We start from the raw sequence: 20,069 nt of genomic DNA on the forward strand, positions 1-20,069 counted from the left end.
ACATCTTCTACATTATAATCTGTTTTCAGTAGAACCTTTTTAATATCTAAAGAGCCTTTATTTTCTAGTTTAAATTCTTTTTCAATTGTATCCCCAGGTTTTAAATTCGATACGTTAACAACTGTTGATGGATTTAATGCTAAATCCAGTGTCCCAGCCGCAAATGTATTGTTTGACACTTCTTTATCACTGAAAAACGCAAATGTTCCTCCACCAACTAACGCTGCTCCTAGTACTGCTGATGTAATACCCATTCCTAATTTTTTCTTTAAAGTCATGTCCATATCCCCTTAATATATATTTGTTAACTTCCTAAACGGAAAGTATAACCAAACGAACTAGACGGATTGTTCTACTTTTTTATCTTTCTTTTCTCCGTCAATGCTACGAATAGCCCCAAAAATAGAAATCGCGGAATAACCAAGTAAAAAGACTCCTGGAATAATAAGAAGTAATGCTGCTCCCACTTTTGAATTCGCATAATTCAGTAAATAACCAACGTACGGAACTGTAATATCTGCATACTTTCCAACTACATTTTCTGCAAGTACTGGCTCTAAATCTGGTCCGTTGTTGTTATCCCCTTTTGTTTCATACATTACTTTTCCATTTGTATCTTTCACACCGATAATACGGTGAGTGATAATTTTTTGATCTTTCTCTTTAAAGGTAATAACATCACCTTTTTGATATTTAGAACCATCTTTGTTTGGTTCTATTGCAATGATTGATCCTGTTAAAAACGTCGGCTCCATTGATCCTGAAAGAACGCTCTTAAATTGATATCCCATCACTGTCGGATCACCACCGCTCGCTTTTGAAGAAATAACTACAAAAGCTAAAAAAACCATCAATGCAAATAAAACAAATGAGATCGCGTTGCTAATTACCTTCCAAATTAATTTCATCGTCTCTCTCCCTCTCCGTTGTTTTATATTATTTGAAGTATGCAATGTTCATTTTGTTCTTTAACAAGAACACAAGTAAATGATATAACGAACTTTAAGTTATTGCAATAAGAAAATTTACAATTATTAGTTAAAAGTATTTTTAGCATAGAAAAAGACTGTGATAAAATCTCCACAGCCTTTTTTACTAATACGTTATTTTTCTTCTGTTTTCATTCCTTTTGTATTTCGGCGTAGCACTACATATAAAATGGCTCCAAATAGTACAAGTGCGCCTACCCCAACACTTATTACTTTCACATTTGGCTCTTTTTCTTCTGATACAATTGTATCTTTTTTAGGCATCGCAAAAGTGACATCTTCTGTTGAAAGAACATTTACCGTCGCAATTGTTTGATTATTTTTCGTAATATCAACTGCACCAACTACCTCACCACGATGAATTCCTTTATGATACAAAGATTCTTTATCTAATGAAGCTGCCCGGAAAATAGTTTTCACATTTTTCCCTTCATCTTTCTTAAGCATAAGTTCTGCACTTTTTTCAAGTTCACTATTAATATCTTTATTTAAATATGTTGTTTTTTGATGCCAACTATGTTTATCTAGTACAGTTTGCTTCACAAATTGACCAAAAGAATAGTCCGCCATCTGCTTCAAATCTTCATAAATTTCAGGTCTTTGAGAAGCCATTACTACATTTATAATACGATTTCCATCTTTCTCATTTAATAAAACAAGTGTATTACGCGCTTCATTCGTAAACCCTGTCTTACCGCCAATGCTATATGGATTTTCAAAAAAATTAGATTTATTAAAAATAGACACCGTCTGCCTAGACGTCTTAACTGTCGTTCTTTTCGTATTCATCGCTTGTAAAATTTCAGGATAATTTTGCACACCTTTCGTAATCATAGCCATATCATATGGCGTCGTATAATGATTCGGATCATGCAATCCATTCGGTGTTACAAAGTGACTATCTCTCGCTCCTAATTGCTTCGCTTTCTCATTCATCATATTGGCGAAATTTTCAACACTCCCGCCAATCCGCTCCGCAATCGCATACGACACATCATTCGCACTCAGCACCATTAAAATCATAAGCGCAGTATTTCTATTAATTGTCTCTCCAGGTTGAAACTCAATTTGATAATTACTCTTCTCTTGATCTAATGCTAATTGTGAAAATGTAAATTGATCCTCTGGCTTTGTATGCTCCATGAGTAGAATCGCTGTTAACACTTTCGTCGTACTAGCAGGATATGCGCGGTGATATGCGTTTTTGTCATACAAAACATCTCCTGTTTTCGCATCAATTGTCGTTGCAAACTGACTAAAAACATTTGGTCCTTCCGCAGGTGGTGGTGCAACTTGTTCTGGATTTACTCCAATATTCGTCTCAGCACGCAATGTCATAGGTGTCAACAAAAACAAACAAATAACTGTAATAAAAACCAAAATTTTCTTAAAATTTACCATATGACTCTCCCTTTTCCATTTAATCCCTTAACAAAATAATATATCTACCAATCATATGTAATTTGTATTAAACTGGAAGAATTTTCACTATTTTTTACTATATCATATTTTTACGATAAAGAACATAAATATACAATAAAAATAAGAAGGAATTACTCTTTCTTATCCTTCTCATCAATCAACGAATCTATTAACTTTTGACTAGCTTCCTCGGGCGTAATCTCATCCGTTATCCCCATAAACGACCAACCTTTAGAATCAACCCACTCAACAAACTCTTGTAAAAATTCATCATGTGTAACATCCACATCAAGAATCGATCCATTAATCGAAATCGTTCTATTTCTAGACACGCGCATCTTGAACGTTTTTCTTACCATTACAACTTTTCTCCCTCTACTCCTGAATATTTATAAAATAATCTTGTATCTCTGTTATACATGATTTTCAGTAAATTGTAAAAAGGATATATTGGCCAATTTAAATAGCAAAAATGAAAATCTCTTACCTACGTAAACGTAATACGACATATAATTGCTCATAAATTATTAAATAAATTCATAAAAACATACAGTTATGTGGATTTATTTAAGTAAGCCATTATAGCCTTTTGGAAGATATTATCTAAAATAGTATACTAAACGGATGAAGGATATTTGAATAAAGAAACTGAGGCTTTCTATTTAGCTGGACTCTTAAGTGGTAGACTTAGAGACTGATGCCGAAATTCATATTTAATTTCTATTTCTGTACATAATATTGTAAGAAAGAAGGTAGTACTGTGAAAACAACAGAAAATTTTACTGACAGGGCCGATATATATGCACAATATCGTCCTAGTTATCCTAATGAATATATTGATTACTTACTTTCAGCTAACCAACTGAAAGGAAATCCGATTGTAGCTGATATTGGTTCAGGTACGGGTACGGGGATATTTAGCCGCCAGCTGCTTGAAAGTGGTTTACATGTTATTGGAGTTGAGCCAAATAATGATATGAGGAAGATGGCTGAGCAATCGTTAAAACTATATTCTCGTTTTCAATCCATAAAAGCAACTGCTGAAAATACCACTTTAAAAGAAAATAGTGTAGATTTAGTAACTGTTGCCCAAGCATTTCATTGGTTTGATAAAGAGGCTTTCAAAATTGAATGCCAACGAATTTTAAAACAAAAAGCAAACGTTGCTCTTGTTTGGAATAGTAGAGATTTAACTAGTCCACTTATTAAAGAGAACGCAGAAATTTGCCACATCAAATTCAAATGACTTTCGTACAATAAAGTAGAATATATTAGAAAACACCTTAAAATGAGGAGGAACTCAATGGCGCGTTGTACGTATTGTAAAACGAAGTGGAAAGTAAAAGACGTATGGTCGCTTCTCATAACATTTGAAAAAGATTGTCCGTATTGTTTTGGAAGACAATATATGTCTAATGATACTTTTCATCAAGCTAACGCTGCTTTACCACTGTTATTTTTATGCCCTTTAATTGTTGATTTAAGCGATGAAAATCCTTTAGATAAATACCGGAAATAATATAACGGCTACATTCAAAAACTACTTTTCACTGGATTTTCTTCTTATCATTATCCCTTCATACATTACTAGCATAATCGCTTATACTTTCCCTTTTGAAGATTCCGTAGCCCAGCAGGAATAGCGTCCTCTGAACAAGGTTTATCAATTATGACTAAAAAACAGTGATATATGTATACTGTTAAACATAAAAAATTAGCATTAGGTTCCAATCAAATATTAATTGAAACTCAGCACCGCTTGTATTCTGTAATTCAGAATACAAGCAGTGGTTTTTATTATGCATTTTTGCATACAGTATGATTTTCTCTTGTAAATAGATAATAATGGTATATAATAAAATCAATGTTTTACCAATAAAAGGTAATAAAAAGCAGTGTGATAAGTAAATAACCAAAACGTATTAACAGATTTGCTCTATGTAAATCATGATACATATATGGAATCAAAACTATGAAATTATATGTAGAGGTTAGATTACTACAAGATGAAAGATTCATAGCGAATACACTCGAGGAAAAAAGCGTTCGATTAGATTAATGTTATAAAACTACTTAATGTGATATCTATGGAACGAATTGAGAATATACTTAGGGGGAATTTCAAGTGAAAACATTTGGTAAAGTATTATTAACAGGAGCTTTAGCTTTAGGTGGTTTAACAGCTATGAACATTGATACACCGAAGGCACATGCTGACGGAGCAAGCGAGTTCTGTCGTTATATTTGTGGTCCTAGCGAAACGGTGAACGGTGTTACAGTTCAGGTACACTCTACACAAGTTACTTTTGGTAACAGCGTAATTGCAAGAATTACAAATGACCGAGCGGAAGAAATTCATTACAATGTCAGCCTTGAAAAGAAATATGGCGATAGATGGGGAGAATTTGAAACCAACTTCCGTTGGCAAAATCAATGGGTCCCAGCTGGAAGCAATGATGAAATTGCAACTTTCACAGGATATGGCGATGATATTTATGAGGATGGAACATATCGTTATAAAGTCGAAATAAAAGACGCTGACGGTTCTATTGATACAATTTACACAGCAGGAATGACAGTTACAGGGCGATAGCTCATGACTGAGTTCCATTATTTATGATTTTATTTTTGATAATATCATTGATAATTGCGGTGATATTATTATTAAAATAAGCTCTTCGGGGCTTATTTTTTTATATAAAAATTGGAATAATAATATTCAGAAAATTACATCTTTACACTACTAAAGTTTGTTGCTATTATAGGAATACATCAAATGTTACAATATTCAACAGATTATACAAATCCTCCGATTACACGAATGAAATGAAAACACATTGCTGATGGTAACATTTATAGTTGGGATCCCGTAGCTCAGCAGGGAGAGCGCCACCTTGACAGGGTGGAGGTCGTGAGTTCGAGCCTCTCCGGGATCATATGAAAAACCCCTTGATAGTCAAGGGGTTTTCTTTATGTAGCAAATAAATGATTATTATTAAAACTAAATTTTTTCCCTACTTCTTTTCTCCATTTTGGAGAAAGACATAAATTATATTAATCATCGCTCTGCGTTGTTCGCTAGAACTCGATTCTTTACTCTCTTTTGAGAGCTTTTTAAAATTCTCTTTGAAAAATAGCCTAATACGGCAATTTTTATATTTATTTATATAAATTTCTCAACAAAAAAAGATCTACACAGTTTAACTATGCAGATCTTTGTAAATTTAAGTTTAAAAATGAATAGACGAATCCTATTTTTGCCCTAACTTGATTGCCTTTTTGATATTACTAAATGCACCTTTACCATATATTAATACGCCACCGCGGTAAACACGACTCGTTAAACCAATCATTATACATATTGTTGCGATTAGAATCCCTAATGCTAGCGCAATCTCCCATACTGGGATATTAAGGAATCCAATTCGTACAAGCATAACTATAGGAGTAAAGAAAGGTACATAACTAGTAATGGTAACAACCATGCTGCTTGGATTTGACATTCCATAAATTGCGATATACAAAGCAGCAAGTAACATAAACATCAGCGGCATAACAGCTTGAGAAGATTCCTCTATACGCGTAATGATAGAGCCAAATAGACAAGATAATGAGCCATATAATAAGAATCCTAATGTGAAGAATAGAATCCCATAAAACACTAGAGTTGGAGCAACAGAATTTAAATCAATACTATTTAAAATATCATTTTTCGAATCATTAATTGCTGTTTTATATCCAACAGTTGCGACCAAGCCCCAAATTATGATTTGCGTAATACCAGCCAATAATGTCGAGAATAGCTTCGCATATAAATGTTTGGTAGGCGAAATACTTGAAACAACTAACTCCATAACACGAGAAGATTTCTCTGTTGCAACATCTGTTGCTAATTGTGCAGCATACATTAATATCATTAGATAATTTAGCATGATAAAGACATTAATTAAAATCCCTACACCCTCAGTATGTTCTCCATCTTTAACCTTATCTGAAACCGTTTTGGTATGAATTTCTACTGGCGTTGTTAACACCTTTAATTCATCTTGCGATAGATTCAATTGCTGGGCGAAGTTAGAAGATTGTATTTGAGATAAAATCGTTTGAACCTTGCTAACATCTTGCTGATTTACATCCGTCTCAGTTATATACGTAGCCTTTAATTGTTTATTATTCAATTCCTCTACAACGATTGCATATGTATAATCACCATTTTTAACACCTGATTCTGCTTTTTGTTTATCCGTGCTACGTTTAACTTGTATCTTACTATCGACATTTTTAAACACTTGATGAATGGTTGAATATAATTCTTCTTTTTCTGTAACAACAACAACTTGATCGTCCTCGTTACCTGCAAACAAGTTATAAATCTTGTCAAAATTCACCAATCCTATAATTAACATAGAAACTATTATTGTAATAGCAAAATATGATTTTGATTTCACTTTAGATTTATAGTTTTGTAAAAAAATTGTCCAGAAACTACTCATTTTGTGCACCTACTTTCGCAATAAAGATATCATTTAATGTAGGCTCTTCTACTGCAAACTTTTTAACATACCCTAATTTTGTTATCTCTTTAAATAAAACATGTGACACTTCTTCATATGAAATTTTAAGAGTAACTGCATTTTTACGTTTCTTCATACTTTCTACACCTTTTATTTCTTTCAAATGGTCAAAGTCATGATCGCCAACGATTACAACGTTCTTTTTACCAAAATCACTTTTAATTTTGGCAATGTCACCCTGAACAACAGGTACACCTTTGTGCATAATACAAATGTGTTGGCATAACTCTTCCACATGTTCCATACGATGTGAACTAAAAAGAATTGACGACCCTTGTTTTTGCATATCAAGAACAGCGTCTTTTAACATTTCAACATTTACTGGGTCTAAACCACTAAATGGTTCATCTAAAATTAAGAGTTCAGGCTTATGTATAATCGCTGTTATCAGCTGGATTTTTTGCTGATTCCCTTTAGAAAGTTCTCCTACCTTTTTGTTCAGATGCTCAGTAATATTAAAACGCTCCAGCCAATAGTGAAGTTCTTTTTCTGCATCTTTACTTTTCATGTTCTTTAGTTTTGCAAAAAAGTTAACTTGTTCTTTGACAGTCATTTTCGCATAAAGACCACGTTCTTCTGGTAAATACCCAATTTTATCTGTAACACCATAATTTATAGGTTTACCATTCCATGAAATGGTCCCACTTGATTTCGATAAAAGTCCAAGTATCATTCGAAATGTAGTCGTTTTACCTGCTCCATTCCCGCCCAAGAATCCAAATATTTCACCTTTTGGTATCTCGATATTCAAATTATTCACTGCAACATGCTCGTCAAATTTCTTTGTTAAATCTTTAATTAGTAAACTCATTATCCACACCCTTAATTCCCAAGATGATTTATTTATACAATTGTATATCCATAGTCAACCACAATATTTTGCCCTCTAATGGCATCGCTTTTATCAGACATTAAAAATAAAATGACATTTGTTACATCTGAAATTTCAACAAATTTTCTATATGGAATCTTTTTTAATAACTTATTTCCTTCAAAGGACTTCAAATAGCTTTCGTTATTATCGTTTATGCTATAGGACAGTGAATTGTATACCACTGTAATGATTCATTTTTTATCTTTCAAAAACGAATCATTACCAACAAATGTTATATTTCGCATTATAAGGTTAGCATAAGATTTTAAATATTTAATATGCAATTCTGCATATTTTAATACTCTCAATTATTTACATAGTGTTTGACCATCTTTATTTAAAGCAGCCCCCACATTTACAAAATTCACTTAAAACAAGAATTTGTTTATCCATACTTTTTCTATAATTTTTCATGGAAGAACTGAAATTAATTAGTACCCCTGTTAAACACCTAAATCTGATACTTAAACTAACTAATCTTCCTCTAATAAATTGTTGTCTTATTTAACTTCACAATTAATAGTATCCAGCAGGCATAGTCACAACATCTTCGTACACCTCCTCATTAAAGCTGAAGGAACACTAATTAAAATCTGGTCCAGAAATTTTACCTTTCTACGTTACAGGATCCGCATAAGAAAACATAGAATACAGTACCTCCTCTGTTACAACTAGCTTTATGTCTTGAATTCAAAAAAACATAATATCTAATTTATATAATTAATTTCGTGAGTTCAAACCTCTCCAGGTTCATAAAAAAGAGACACCATATCAACCTTCTACGTGATATGGTGTCTCTTTTTTATCTAATTCAATTACTTCCCACCAAACATCTTCTCCAAAGACTTTGCATTGGCAAACAATACTTCTTTCAAGTTATCGTCAGCAACGATTTTATAGTCGCCATCTTTGTCTTTCTTTAAGTTCAATGTAACTTCGCGAGTTGCCATTGCTGCATCTTTATCCGTTAAGTTTTTGATGATAGTTGAGGTCATTGTTTTTTCAATCGCTTTTTCAGATTGTTCTTTGTCTTCGCTAAATGCGCTAGCGAAGGCCATTGGCATAACTTCTCCCACTGCTTTTGTTACAGCAACGGATAGATCAGCAGATGTAATTTTCACTTTCACTTCTGCTTTGTCATCCTTTTTCGATACTTCTTCTAGCTTTTCAAATTTAAAGTTCTTTGTAATTGCACTTAGCATTGCTTTTGCCTCAGCATCATCTGTTTTTTCATTTAGTTTATTAAATTCCTTGTCACTCTCAACAAATGTACGAGCCTTTTCTACATCACCTTTTTGTATCGCTGTTAAAAATTCTTCTGTAGTATCTTTCGGATTTGCACACCCTGCTAAAACAACCGCTGTTAATCCTACTACCATCATTAATAGCAATAATCTCTTTATCTTTTGCACGCTCATTCTCCTCATTATCTTTTCTAGTAAGTCAGTATCATACAATATTATGAAACTGACATTACAAACATTTTTTAGTATAGCATTTATATGATTAATTTTCTATTAATTCCCAAAAATATAAAGAGCCTTGCAGCATTCCTACAAGGCCTCTCTTCTATCAATCTGTATCCGTAGCACAAATGAACCACATTTTCTGTTCCCTACTACCATCCATATAGTCCGATCAAAGATCATAAGCGATAACCAAAGTGATATATTAATAGCAGCAAATAATAAATATAAAATGAAGTCTCTCTTTTGTAGTGCCCCTCTATTCATTACAATGTAAAATGCACCGATAGGAGGCAAAATAAAGCAAAGGAAAAAGTTTTTCTTAACAACCATAGATACGCAGTTTCTTTCTGCATATGAATCCCCTTTTCATCATAATACTTGCTTCAACATCGGCCTCACTACCCTATATTCATCACTATAAGCTTCCTCTATGATTAAAGGCGGATATTCACTTTTTTCTTCCTCAATCATTGTAAACACTTCTGTTTTCTCTTGTAATGTATTAGATTCTCTATTTTTAGTAGGGTTTTTACTTGTTTTAATTTTCTTTGTTACTTCGCCAAGTTTTTGCCCAACTTCTTCTACTTTGGCAGGTTCATTCGTAACATAGTATTCTTGTTCGTCCCATACTAATATAGGTGGCACTTGTTCTCTTTTGTTACATATTATATAAGTAGTACTAGCTACAAGTAGTATACAAGTTAATAAATAGAAGATAGTTTTTTTATTCATATACTACACTCCTTATCTATCAGTTCATTGGATTATATAACACAATTTATTTACAGTAAATGGATTTAGCGGTAATTTTTAGGTTTAACAATAAAGAAAAACCTTACCGAAGTAAAGTTCCGTTTTTACATTCTATAGTGACTGATTAATTAATACGATCATTACAATAATCGCTATAAGCATAACAACTAAACAGCCGATTAATTTATAAAATCCTCGCTTCGTTAATGTCCCACCTTGAACGTCTTTACGAATAAATAAGAATACTGCTAAAAATAATACAAGCCCAATGCCAAAAGCATACATCATTTGCATATATTAATCTTCCTTTCTCTCTTCCATCTTAATATCTTTTTGCCAAAACAACAAATGAGATAAAGACGGTGCTCATTGTAAGTGCCATAAGTATATTCAATAATTCAGTAGCAGATAGTGTAAGTATTTTTAAGTTTAAGCCGATAGAGAAAAGAAGATACTATGCTGTTAATGCAAAAAAGGTTACAAACATTCCTTTATAACGAATGAGTTTCATTCGCTCGTCTTTTTCTTTAAATTGCGGGTGTAAGTAGCTTAGACAGAAACTCATAATCATCATCCCAAGCAATGGATACGTTATAGCTGGTGGTGCAGAATGCGTCATTATACCTGTTAATATCATAAATCCACTCATAAATAGAAAGATAATTCCCATGATTACAAAGTACTTTTGTGAATAGTTCATTCTTACTCCTCCCCTTCTTTTCCTTCATAAATAAATACATGTTCTATCGTTGTCTGAAATGTTTTTGCTATTTCAAATGCTAGCGGAAGTGATGGATCGTATTTCCCTTTTTCAATTGAGATAATGGTTTGTCTGGAAACCCCGAGTTTCTCAGCCAGTTTTTCTTGAGATAGTCCAAATTTCTTTCGGTATTCGACCATTTTATTTTCCAAGGAAATTTCTCCCTCCTTCCATATATCGAGTATATATGTAAAGTAAACTTTACGTCAAGGTTCCTTTACATTTATTTCAATCAGTTTTCGTTCTATTTATATAGAAGAAACTTGTTCGATTTCAGCACGTCTATTTTGTAATAAAACATGGAACACTGTATGTAATCGTTACTATATTTCCTCCTCACTTTTTTAAAAATTTAATATCTTCATATTTGTTTTATCCTTTTAAAATATTTCATTCTCTGCTTTATTAGATGCAATGTGTTATTTGTTTTACGGTGTTTTTTGGCATATTTATAGAAACTAACGGGTTATAAAGCATTTTTTATGTTTAACCACTTTTTTTGTAGAAATCCTTCATTTTCCTTTCGATATTTAACACTATCGAAATAAAGTTTATGGTAAATTCATAATTTTTTATTTTTTATACTATATTCCGTTATATTGTTGTATAATATCTATGAAAGCGCTTATTATTTCAATATACATAATTCGAATCAACTTTTATCAAAACATTCCAATGATTATACTTATATTTACATGTAACAATTCTAGTTTTCAATGTAGGTATACCAAATATATCCACCCCATTTTTCTGTAAAATTACTTTATAAAGTGAAAGATTAACTTGGGTGATAAGTTATTGTGAATGTTTTTTTACAAAACAGATAAGTAATAGTGTTTGGTATTATGTAAATTATTGTAATAACATAAGAGTAAAGAAAACATTTACATTGATTATTGGTTCATCAATTATTGAAAAGAGCAAAATGCACCTTTTGTATGGAAAAGGATTATATGCATTGGGAGGTTTAAACAAATGACGAGGAAGAATACAACGACAAACCCTTGGGCCAAGTTCCACGGTCCGAACCTTGGTTATGTGATTGAACAGTATGATCTTTACGTAACTGGAGCAGGTTCTGTTGATCCGGAATTACAAGAGCTTTTTGAAATTTTTGGAGCTCCTTCGTTTCAAGATGATGTCGTAACAGGGGACAACACAGCAACACATTTTTCTCCTCAAAACACAGGTAACATTGAAAAAATTCTTAAAGTCGTTCAACTTGTTGAGCAGATTCGTTCTTTCGGGCACACGTTGGCTCACATCAACCCGATGGAAGATGCTGCAAATGGACAATCTCTTCTTGAGAAAGCAATGAACGAACTGAGCGATGCTGACTTGAAAGCGATTCCAGCGAAAACAGTATGGCAAGATGCACCAGAAGGTATTCACACTGCACTTGATGTAATTCATAGATTAAAAGACGTTTATACAAAATCTTTAGCTTATGAATTTTCTCATATACAAGATAGTGAAGAACGCACGTGGTTGCATCAAATGGTGGAATCAAATTCATTGCGTCAACCACTATCAAATAAAAAACGAACTGCTCTTTTAAAACGTTTAACAGCTGTTGAAGGTTTCGAGCAATTCTTGCATAAAACATTCGTTGGGCAAAAACGTTTCTCTATCGAGGGCGTTGATATGCTTGTGCCTGTTTTAGATGAAATTGTTCTAGAAGGTGCTAAGAACGGTGTAGAGGATGTCATGATTGGTATGGCTCACCGCGGTCGTCTAAGCGTACTTGCTCACGTATTAGAAAAACCATATAGTCACATGTTTGCTGAGTTCAAACATGCAAAAATAGAAGGCGCAGTAGCCAATTCTGGCTGGACTGGCGACGTAAAATACCACCTAGGTAGAGAACAAGTCGTTAGTAACGAAGAAGTTAGCACTCGCGTGACATTAGCAAATAACCCGAGTCATCTTGAGTTCGTGAATCCTGTAGTAGAAGGTTTCGCACGTGCTGCTCAAGAGAATCGTAAAAAATCTGGTCTTCCAGATCAAGATATTTCAAAATCATTCGTAATTTTAGTTCATGGTGATGCTGCATTCCCTGGTCAAGGTATTGTATCTGAAACGCTCAACTTAAGCAGATTGAACGCGTATCAAACAGGCGGAACGATTCATGTTATCGCAAACAATGCAGTTGGTTTTACAACTGATAGCTATGATTCTCGTTCTACGAAATATTCAAGTGACCTTGCAAAAGGTTTCGATATTCCGATTGTTCACGTGAACGCTGATGATCCAGAAGCTTGTCTTGCAGCTGCTAACCTTGCGATTCAATATCGCATGTTGTTCAAAAAAGACTTCTTAATCGATTTAATCGGTTACCGTCGATATGGTCATAACGAAATGGATGACCCAGCGGTTACGCAACCACAAGTGTACAAAAAAATTAAAAATCACCCAACTGTAAGAGCAATTTATGCAGATCAATTACAAGCTGCTGGTGTTCTAAATGCAGATGAGGTTGAAACAATTACTCAGTTTACGCAAGAACAATTAAAATCCGATTATGCACAAGTACCGCCAGCTGATACGAGCGATGCAACAATTCACGTTAAAGTGCCAGATGTTGTTGCAAAAGGCATTCAACCAATTGATACTGGTGTTGAGATTGACTCACTTCGTGCAATTAATGAAGGTCTACTATCTTGGCCAGAAGGCTTTAACGTATATCCGAAAGTGAAGAAAATTCTTGAGCGCCGTAAAGATGCTTTAGAAGAGAACGGTAAAATTGAATGGGCACTTGCTGAGTCATTAGCATTCGCTTCTATTTTACAAGAAGGTACGCCAATTCGTTTAACTGGTCAAGATTCACAGCGTGGTACATTTGCGCACCGTCATATCGTATTACACGATACTGATACAAATGAAACATATTCACCATTACATCGCTTACCAAACATTAATGCATCATTCTCTGTTCATAACAGTCCGTTATCAGAGGCTGCTGTTGTTGGTTACGAATATGGTTATAACGTATTCGCTCCAGAAACTCTTGTTATGTGGGAAGCGCAATATGGTGACTTTTCAAATACTGCGCAAGCATTATTTGATCAATATGTTTCAGCTGGAAGAGCAAAATGGGGTCAAAAATCTGGTTTAGTTCTTCTATTACCACACGGTTATGAAGGTCAAGGACCAGAGCACTCTAGTGCACGTCCAGAGCGTTTCTTACAGTTAGCTGCTGAGAATAACTGGACAGTTGCAAACTTAACGAGCGCGGCACAGTACTTCCATATCCTGCGTCGTCAAGCATCTATCTTAGGAACAGAAGCTGTTCGACCATTAGTACTGATGACGCCGAAGAGTTTATTACGTCACCCACTTACGCTTTCAACTGCTAGTCAGTTAAGCGAAGGACGTTTCCAACCTGCTTTAGAACAAGAAAACCTTGGCACGAAACCAAATAAAGTAAAACGTCTTGTTTTAAGCACAGGTAAAATGGCGATTGACTTAGCAGCAGAAATCGAGTCTGGTAAACATGAGTACAACTTAGACGAAGTTCATGTCGTTCGTATCGAGCAATTGTACCCATTCCCTGCTGAGAAAGTTCAATCTATTATTAAACGATTTAAAAACTTAGAAGAAATCATTTGGGTTCAAGAAGAACCTCGTAATATGGGCGCATGGCATTACATGGCTCCAATTCTGTTCGAACTTGCTGGAGATAAAGTGAAAACAGGTTACATTGGACGTCCTGATCGCTCTAGTCCATCTGGCGGCGATCCATTCGCTCACAAAGCCGAGCAAGAACTAATTGTTGCACACGCTTTAGATGTGAAGTATAACTTCCGTCAAGATAAACAAGAAATTGAAGTTTTCAGCAACTAAAAAGTAATAATGAAGGTTTCTAGCTTGTTCCCTGGGCAGATATTCTGCCCAAGGCCAGGCTAACAAATGGAGATTACCGAAGACAAAAGAAGAAAAAACACACCGTTAGGCAAATAAGGGGAGGACATTTAAAATGATCGAAATTAAAGTACCTGAGCTTGCAGAATCTATTACCGAAGGAACTATTTCACAATGGCTTATCAACGTAGGCGACAAAGTTGAGAAAGGCGGCAGCGTTGTTGAGCTTGAAACTGATAAAGTCAATGTAGAAATCATTGCAGAAGATTCAGGTATTGTATCGAAGTTACTAGGCGAACCTGGGGATACAGTTGAAGTTGGCGCAACTATCGCAATTTTAGATGCTAATGGAGCACCAGTTGCAGTAAGTACACCTGCACCACCTGCTGAGCAAGCAAAACAAGAAACAGCTGAAGCACCGAAAGCTGCGGCTCCAAATGCTGAACAAACTACGAGTCTACAAGGCTTACCAAATACGAACCGTCCTATCGCATCACCAGCTGCTAGAAAAATGGCTCGTGAATTAGGAATCGACTTAAACGACGTACGTAGCACAGATCCACTTGGACGCGTGAGACCACATGATGTACAAGCTCATGCTGCAGCACCAAAAGAAGCACCAGCTGCTCCAAAGAGCCCAGCTCCTGCTCCAGTTGCAAAAACGGAATTCGAAAAACCAGTTGAGCGCGTGAAAATGTCCCGCCGCCGTCAAACAATTGCAAAACGTCTTGTAGAAGTTCAACAAACATCTGCAATGTTAACAACATTTAACGAAGTTGATATGAGTGCGATCATGGAATTACGTAAAGAGCGTAAAGACGCTTTCGAGAAAAAACATGATGTACGTCTTGGCTTCATGTCATTCTTCACAAAAGCAGTTGTTGCAGCATTAAAACAATTCCCATTATTAAATGCTGAAATTCAAGGTGACGAGCTTATCATCAAAAAATTCTATGATATCGGTATTGCAGTAGCAGCTCCAGATGGATTAGTTGTTCCAGTTGTACGCGATGCTAACCAATTAAACTTCGCTGAAATCGAAAGTGAAATTCGTAATTTAGGTATGAAAGCACGCGATAACAAACTTTCATTAAAAGAACTACAAGGTGGTACATTTACAATTACAAACGGTGGTGTATTCGGTTCTCTAATGTCAACACCAATCCTAAATAGCCCTCAAGTTGGTATTTTAGGAATGCATAAAATCCAAGTACGCCCAGTTGCAATTGATAACGAGCGTATGGAAAACCGCCCAATGATGTACATTGCTTTATCTTACGATCACCGTATTGTTGATGGTAAAGAAGCAGTTAGCTTCCTTGTTGCTGTTAAAGATATGCTTGAAGATCCAAAATCATTATTATTAGAAGGTTGATAGATTAATAATCTAATATATAAAGGCTGTAGAATACATCATTCTACAGCCTTTTTTTGCGTTCATACGGGACAAATTTCATGACATAAGATAATAATGTATGCCTAAACGTAAGGAGGATTAAAATGAATAACCTTCCAATTCATGCAAAACTTAAAGTAAATAAGGATACTTTCTTCCTGCCCGATTCAAACGGGGGTGTCTATTTTCGAAATAACGCCAGTTCATTTCGCATGGACGGTGATGGAATTTATGACTGGATTGAAAAATTAATGCCAATGTTTAACGGTAATCATTCTTTAGCAGAAATAACTGATGGTCTCCCTCTCCCCTATCAAAATCGTGTATTTGAAATTGGAGAGGTTTTATATGAAAATGGTTTCGTTCGCGATGCAAATCAAGATGCACTTCATGAATTAAACAGTACATTACTCGACAGATATGCTTCACAAATTGAATTTTTAGAAGCTGATTCTCATTCAGGTGCTTTAAAATTTGAAACGTACCGCGGAGCAAATGTCCTTGTACTTGGCTCCGGAGATATGCTTACTTCTTTAGTTTCTTCTTTATTAGAATCTGGTTTACCTACATTTCATTACCTCGTTACAGATCGAGATGAAACAAACTATGACAGAATACATGAGCTAATAGAACGTGCATATGAAGTTGATAACGGTGTACTCATTCAAGAAATCGATACTACAATTGACCGTCCCTTGCATGAAGTATTCGAACCTTTTGATTGGATTTTATATGTTTCTCAAAATGGAGACATTGACGGTTTAAAAACAGTTCACACTATTTGTAGAGAAACGAAAAAGAATTTTATACCAGCTATTTGTTTATCAACACTCGGTATAGCTGGACCTGTCGTAACGGAAAATCGTGATGAATGCTGGAAATCCGCATGGCATCGGCTACATGAAACGACTTTGCAAAATGAAAATTCATCAGATTCCTTCTCACCAATTACATCTGCAATGTTAGCAAATGTAATCGTTTTTGAATTGTTTAAACATGTCGCGGATGATTTATATCGTGAAAAAGAATTACAATTCTTTTTATTAAACTATGAAACACTTGAAGGAACGTGGCATCCTTTTATAAAACACCCTCTTGCAACTGATGAAAGTTTTACAATTGATACGATAGAAAATCTTTCTGAAAAACTTGAGCATCGGTCCAACCAACATACTTCAACTGATGTATTCCGCTTTTTCGACTCATTAACTTCTAAAGAAGCCGGTATATTCCATGTATGGGATGAACAAGATTCATATCAATTACCGTTATCACAATGCTATATTCAAGTAGCCAATCCATTATCAGATGGCCCAGCTCCCCTTCTGCCTCTTATGACTCGCAGTGGATTAACTCATAATGAAGCACGCCGAGAAGCTGGTTTAACAGGAATTGAAACATATGTAGCAGAAATCATTCACCGCCTTATTCCTGAACATAACGATATCGGTATTGGCGCTGGAGAAACGATGACAGAAGGATTTTACCGGGCACTACAACAACATTTAAATAATAAATTGTATGAACGGCAGTCACATATGCTAGAAGAACTTACAACGATTGATTTAACTGATATTCACGATAAACATTGTAGATTTTATTACGATGCCCTTGCTACAATTCATGAAACACCTAAAATCGCAATGAGTGAAGAGATTCTCAGTTTTCCAGTCGTTTGGGTTGGTATAAATGATAAATGGTACGGTGCATCTAATATTAATATGACGTTAGCGTTACGGAGCGCACTACAACTATCACTGCTCCACATTCAAAGTGAAGAGACTCCTTACAGAGCTAATATCTTGCCTGAATCATCTATTATTTTATATGACACGGATTCTTTTAGGGTGGAAATACAAGCGGAAGAAGAAATTCCAAGTGTGCAATCTTTACAGCTTGCCTTACAGCATTTAGAAGAACATAATTTTTATCCCTTCGTGTTTGATTTAGCAATCGAACCATTTTTGAAAGAAAACTTAGACGGTGTGTATGGGGTATTAATTGCAAAGGAGGACGGTCTATGACTCAAAATATATTGCTTATAGGGGATGGCCTTCTTGCAGACTATGTACATGATCAATTATGCAAACAATATTCCATCATTCGTCAGCATACCCTTACAGAAGAACTTCCTGAAAATATTTATCTCGCTCTCGTATTACATGATGGATCTCCTTCTACTATTCATCATGATGCTGAGCTAATTTTTCGCTCAAATCATATTCCGTGGCTTCGTGGTTTCACTTCATTTGGCGAAGGTATTATCGGTCCTTACATTCATCCTCTTACGCCCGGATGTTCCCATTGTTCTGATGGACGCCGTTTTATCGCTGGCTTTGATCAAAAAGAAATGTGGGAACTACAGCGGAAATATGCCTTTAAAGCCGAAAATGGAACGAGGCGTGATGTACGTGCCACCCAAAATGGCATGTTACAAATGTGCCATCTTATTTGCGCAGAAACAGAAAAAATATTAACTCATAACCATTCTTCTTTAGAAAATGAACTTATTTTACTAAACTTACAAACATTACAATGTACGCGGCATTCTTTTCTTCCAGATCCTCTCTGTCCTGTATGTAGTAGTTTACCTGATGATACTGCGGATGCGGCGGAAGTTTCTTTACAACCGAGTTTAAAAGTAAGCACCGAAACGTATCGCTGCCGTTCCATTCATGAATTAAACACATTTTTAACGAAAGACTATTTAGATTATCGGATCGGTATGTTGAACGGCAAAATGCAGCATTCTTTATTGCCATTCGCTGACGTTATTATAAACATGCCATTAATGTTTGGAAATGAAGGTGTTGCAGGCCGAACTCATTCATTTGCAGTGAGTGAAGCAACTGCTATTTTAGAAGGTTTAGAACGATATTGCGGTATGTCGCCTCGCGGGAAAAAGACAAATGTGCATGGTAGTTTTCATGATTTAGAGGAACATGCACTAAATCCCCTTACACTCGGTGTGCATACAAATGAACACTACAATCGTGATAATTTTCCATTTAAGCCGTTTGATCCTGATTATGAGCAAAACTGGGTATGGGGATATTCTTTATCACAAAACAGACCGCTTTTAGTTCCTGAATCAATTGCTTATTATAGCCTCGGTCATCGAGATGCTTTCGTGTATGAAACATCAAATGGATGTGCAATTGGCGGTAGTTTAGAAGAAGCGATTTTTCACGGCATTTTAGAAATTGTAGAGCGTGATGCCTTCTTACTCACTTGGTATGCCGAATTACCTCTTCCCCGCCTTGATCTGAGTTCAGCAAATGATACAGAATTACAATTAATGATTCAGCGGTTACGTACGATTACCGGATATGAATTACACGCTTTTAATGCGACGATGGAACACGGCATCCCGAGCTTATGGGTAATTGCAAAAAATACACGTGAAAATGGAATGAACGTTGTTTGTGCGGGAGGTGCTCATTTAGATCCTATTCGAGCTTTAAAAAGTGCCATTCAAGAAATCGCAGGCATGTTACTTATAACAGACGATGAGCTCGAGCACAAAAGAGAATACTATGAAAAATGCTTACAAGATCCTTATTTCGTTAATAAAATGGAAGACCACAGTATGCTGTACGGATTGAAAGAAACGGAAGAACGTCTTCACTTCCTTTTACGAGAAGATGCACCGGTGCAAACGTTCCAAGAAATGAATGTATCACAATCATTTGATATGGATTTAACATCCGATCTCCACCAACTTTTAAATCGTTTGCATCAATCTAATCTTGAAATAATCGTTGTAGATCAAACCGTTCCCCTTATAGAAAAGAACGGACTACACTGTGTAAAAGTTATTATTCCAGGCATGTTACCGATGACTTTCGGACACCATCTTACTCGGATTACAGGACTGGACCGGGTATATACCGTACCGATGACACTTGGATATACAGACGAACCTTTAACGAATGAAAGATTAAATCCACATCCACATCCGTTTCCATAGT

Annotated in this window: 17 protein-coding genes, 1 tRNA gene and 3 pseudogenes; 8 read left to right on the plus strand and 13 right to left on the minus strand. The window is 35.2% G+C overall.

The genetic code is table 11. The annotated features are described in order from the left end of the window. The 4 genes from MR167_RS14490 to MR167_RS14505 all read right to left on the minus strand — a co-directional run. Window positions 1–278: TasA family protein (locus MR167_RS14490; RefSeq protein ID WP_242314885.1), on the minus strand; the 278-nt coding region annotated here is incomplete at its 3' end. 60 nt (window positions 279–338) lie between these two features. Beyond that, window positions 339–908: a signal peptidase I SipW gene (sipW, locus tag MR167_RS14495; protein ID WP_242314886.1), complete on the minus strand. Its 570-nt coding sequence runs from the start codon at window positions 906–908 to the stop codon at window positions 339–341. Window positions 909–1,103: 195 nt separating this feature from the next. Then, entirely contained in the window at window positions 1,104–2,390 is a 1,287-nt protein-coding gene (locus MR167_RS14500) for a D-alanyl-D-alanine carboxypeptidase family protein (protein WP_242314887.1), read from the minus strand. Between the two features lie 152 nt (window positions 2,391–2,542). Continuing rightward, window positions 2,543–2,770, minus strand: coding sequence for a hypothetical protein (locus MR167_RS14505; protein WP_000251862.1), 228 nt, complete (start codon window positions 2,768–2,770; stop codon window positions 2,543–2,545). Between the two features lie 401 nt (window positions 2,771–3,171). Between MR167_RS14505 and MR167_RS14510 the strand changes: the two are divergent. From MR167_RS14510 to MR167_RS14525, 4 genes and pseudogenes are all read left to right on the plus strand, one after another. After that, window positions 3,172–3,639: pseudogene (locus MR167_RS14510) on the plus strand (class I SAM-dependent methyltransferase); the annotation flags it as partial. Window positions 3,640–3,714: 75 nt separating this feature from the next. Continuing rightward, window positions 3,715–3,930, plus strand: coding sequence for a hypothetical protein (locus MR167_RS14515; protein WP_000090226.1), 216 nt, complete (start codon window positions 3,715–3,717; stop codon window positions 3,928–3,930). 606 nt (window positions 3,931–4,536) lie between these two features. Further along, window positions 4,537–5,004: a hypothetical protein gene (locus MR167_RS14520; protein WP_000846651.1), complete on the plus strand. Its 468-nt coding sequence runs from the start codon at window positions 4,537–4,539 to the stop codon at window positions 5,002–5,004. 270 nt (window positions 5,005–5,274) lie between these two features. Then, window positions 5,275–5,347, plus strand: a tRNA-Val gene (locus MR167_RS14525). A 315-nt stretch (window positions 5,348–5,662) separates the two neighbouring features. Here MR167_RS14525 and MR167_RS14530 read toward each other — a convergent pair. The 9 genes and pseudogenes from MR167_RS14530 to MR167_RS14565 all read right to left on the minus strand — a co-directional run bounded on the left by MR167_RS14530 (window position 5,663) and on the right by MR167_RS14565 (window position 10,993). Next, window positions 5,663–6,904 carry an ABC transporter permease gene (locus tag MR167_RS14530; protein ID WP_242314888.1) on the minus strand — a complete coding sequence of 414 codons (1,242 nt, stop codon included), beginning with the start codon at window positions 6,902–6,904 and terminating at the stop codon, window positions 5,663–5,665. Next, window positions 6,897–7,796, minus strand: a complete 900-nt coding sequence (locus MR167_RS14535) for an ABC transporter ATP-binding protein (RefSeq protein ID WP_000054722.1) — start codon at window positions 7,794–7,796, stop codon at window positions 6,897–6,899. Before MR167_RS14535 ends, MR167_RS14530 begins: the two co-directional genes overlap by 8 nt. 32 nt (window positions 7,797–7,828) lie before the next feature. Further along, window positions 7,829–8,041 (minus strand): SDR family oxidoreductase, encoded by a 213-nt coding sequence (locus tag MR167_RS14540; protein ID WP_003258596.1) that lies wholly within the window; start codon window positions 8,039–8,041, stop codon window positions 7,829–7,831. Between the two features lie 633 nt (window positions 8,042–8,674). Then, window positions 8,675–9,271, minus strand: coding sequence for a DUF4878 domain-containing protein (locus MR167_RS14545; RefSeq protein WP_001169502.1), 597 nt, complete (start codon window positions 9,269–9,271; stop codon window positions 8,675–8,677). 141 nt (window positions 9,272–9,412) lie between these two features. Then, window positions 9,413–9,681 (minus strand): annotated as a pseudogene (locus MR167_RS33360) (hypothetical protein). 16 nt (window positions 9,682–9,697) lie between these two features. Further along, the gene (locus tag MR167_RS14550; RefSeq protein WP_242314889.1) at window positions 9,698–10,060 is read right to left on the minus strand and encodes a hypothetical protein; all 363 of its coding nucleotides are present in this window, start codon (window positions 10,058–10,060) and stop codon (window positions 9,698–9,700) included. A gap of 132 nt (window positions 10,061–10,192) precedes the next feature. Next, entirely contained in the window at window positions 10,193–10,375 is a 183-nt protein-coding gene (locus MR167_RS14555; RefSeq protein ID WP_001178294.1) for a DUF3976 domain-containing protein, read from the minus strand. A gap of 28 nt (window positions 10,376–10,403) precedes the next feature. Continuing rightward, window positions 10,404–10,781, minus strand: a pseudogene (locus MR167_RS14560) (permease). Window positions 10,782–10,783: 2 nt separating this feature from the next. Then, a complete protein-coding gene (locus MR167_RS14565) occupies window positions 10,784–10,993 on the minus strand; it encodes a helix-turn-helix transcriptional regulator (protein ID WP_000428510.1) in 210 nt (69 codons plus the stop codon). A gap of 823 nt (window positions 10,994–11,816) precedes the next feature. On the opposite strand from MR167_RS14565, the gene odhA reads away from it, so the two are divergent. The 4 genes from odhA to MR167_RS14585 all read left to right on the plus strand — a co-directional run bounded on the left by odhA (window position 11,817) and on the right by MR167_RS14585 (window position 20,068). After that, window positions 11,817–14,684 carry a 2-oxoglutarate dehydrogenase E1 component gene (gene odhA, locus MR167_RS14570; protein ID WP_000197142.1) on the plus strand — a complete coding sequence of 956 codons (2,868 nt, stop codon included), beginning with the start codon at window positions 11,817–11,819 and terminating at the stop codon, window positions 14,682–14,684. A 133-nt stretch (window positions 14,685–14,817) separates the two neighbouring features. Continuing rightward, the gene (odhB, locus tag MR167_RS14575; RefSeq protein WP_000569919.1) at window positions 14,818–16,077 is read left to right on the plus strand and encodes a 2-oxoglutarate dehydrogenase complex dihydrolipoyllysine-residue succinyltransferase; all 1,260 of its coding nucleotides are present in this window, start codon (window positions 14,818–14,820) and stop codon (window positions 16,075–16,077) included. 125 nt (window positions 16,078–16,202) lie between these two features. After that, entirely contained in the window at window positions 16,203–18,122 is a 1,920-nt protein-coding gene (locus MR167_RS14580; protein ID WP_242314890.1) for a putative thiazole-containing bacteriocin maturation protein, read from the plus strand. Further along, complete coding sequence (locus MR167_RS14585) at window positions 18,119–20,068, plus strand: TOMM precursor leader peptide-binding protein (RefSeq protein ID WP_074789375.1); 1,950 nt, start codon at window positions 18,119–18,121, stop codon at window positions 20,066–20,068. The genes MR167_RS14580 and MR167_RS14585 overlap by 4 nt, the downstream gene beginning before the upstream one ends. Window position 20,069 lies beyond the last annotated feature (1 nt).

Origin of the sequence: Bacillus cereus group sp. BfR-BA-01355 (assembly GCF_022663675.1) — a bacterium.
Classification (GTDB): domain Bacteria; phylum Bacillota; class Bacilli; order Bacillales; family Bacillaceae_G; genus Bacillus_A; species Bacillus_A thuringiensis_S.

Excerpts from the sequence above, each read along its gene's own strand:
- MR167_RS14535 (WP_000054722.1), bottom strand. The coding sequence starts at position 7,796 with ATGAGTTTACTAATTAAAGATTTAACAAAGAAATTTGACGAGCATGTT.
- MR167_RS14580 (WP_242314890.1), top strand. The coding sequence starts at position 16,203 with ATGAATAACCTTCCAATTCATGCAAAACTTAAAGTAAATAAGGATACT.
- MR167_RS14555 (WP_001178294.1), bottom strand. The coding sequence starts at position 10,375 with ATGCAAATGATGTATGCTTTTGGCATTGGGCTTGTATTATTTTTAGCA.
- odhA (WP_000197142.1), top strand. The coding sequence starts at position 11,817 with ATGACGAGGAAGAATACAACGACAAACCCTTGGGCCAAGTTCCACGGT.
- MR167_RS14530 (WP_242314888.1), bottom strand. The coding sequence starts at position 6,904 with ATGAGTAGTTTCTGGACAATTTTTTTACAAAACTATAAATCTAAAGTG.
- MR167_RS14500 (WP_242314887.1), bottom strand. The coding sequence starts at position 2,390 with ATGGTAAATTTTAAGAAAATTTTGGTTTTTATTACAGTTATTTGTTTG.
- odhB (WP_000569919.1), top strand. The coding sequence starts at position 14,818 with ATGATCGAAATTAAAGTACCTGAGCTTGCAGAATCTATTACCGAAGGA.
- MR167_RS14515 (WP_000090226.1), top strand. The coding sequence starts at position 3,715 with ATGGCGCGTTGTACGTATTGTAAAACGAAGTGGAAAGTAAAAGACGTA.
- MR167_RS14550 (WP_242314889.1), bottom strand. The coding sequence starts at position 10,060 with ATGAATAAAAAAACTATCTTCTATTTATTAACTTGTATACTACTTGTA.
- sipW (WP_242314886.1), bottom strand. The coding sequence starts at position 908 with ATGAAATTAATTTGGAAGGTAATTAGCAACGCGATCTCATTTGTTTTA.
- MR167_RS14585 (WP_074789375.1), top strand. The coding sequence starts at position 18,119 with ATGACTCAAAATATATTGCTTATAGGGGATGGCCTTCTTGCAGACTAT.
- MR167_RS14505 (WP_000251862.1), bottom strand. The coding sequence starts at position 2,770 with ATGGTAAGAAAAACGTTCAAGATGCGCGTGTCTAGAAATAGAACGATT.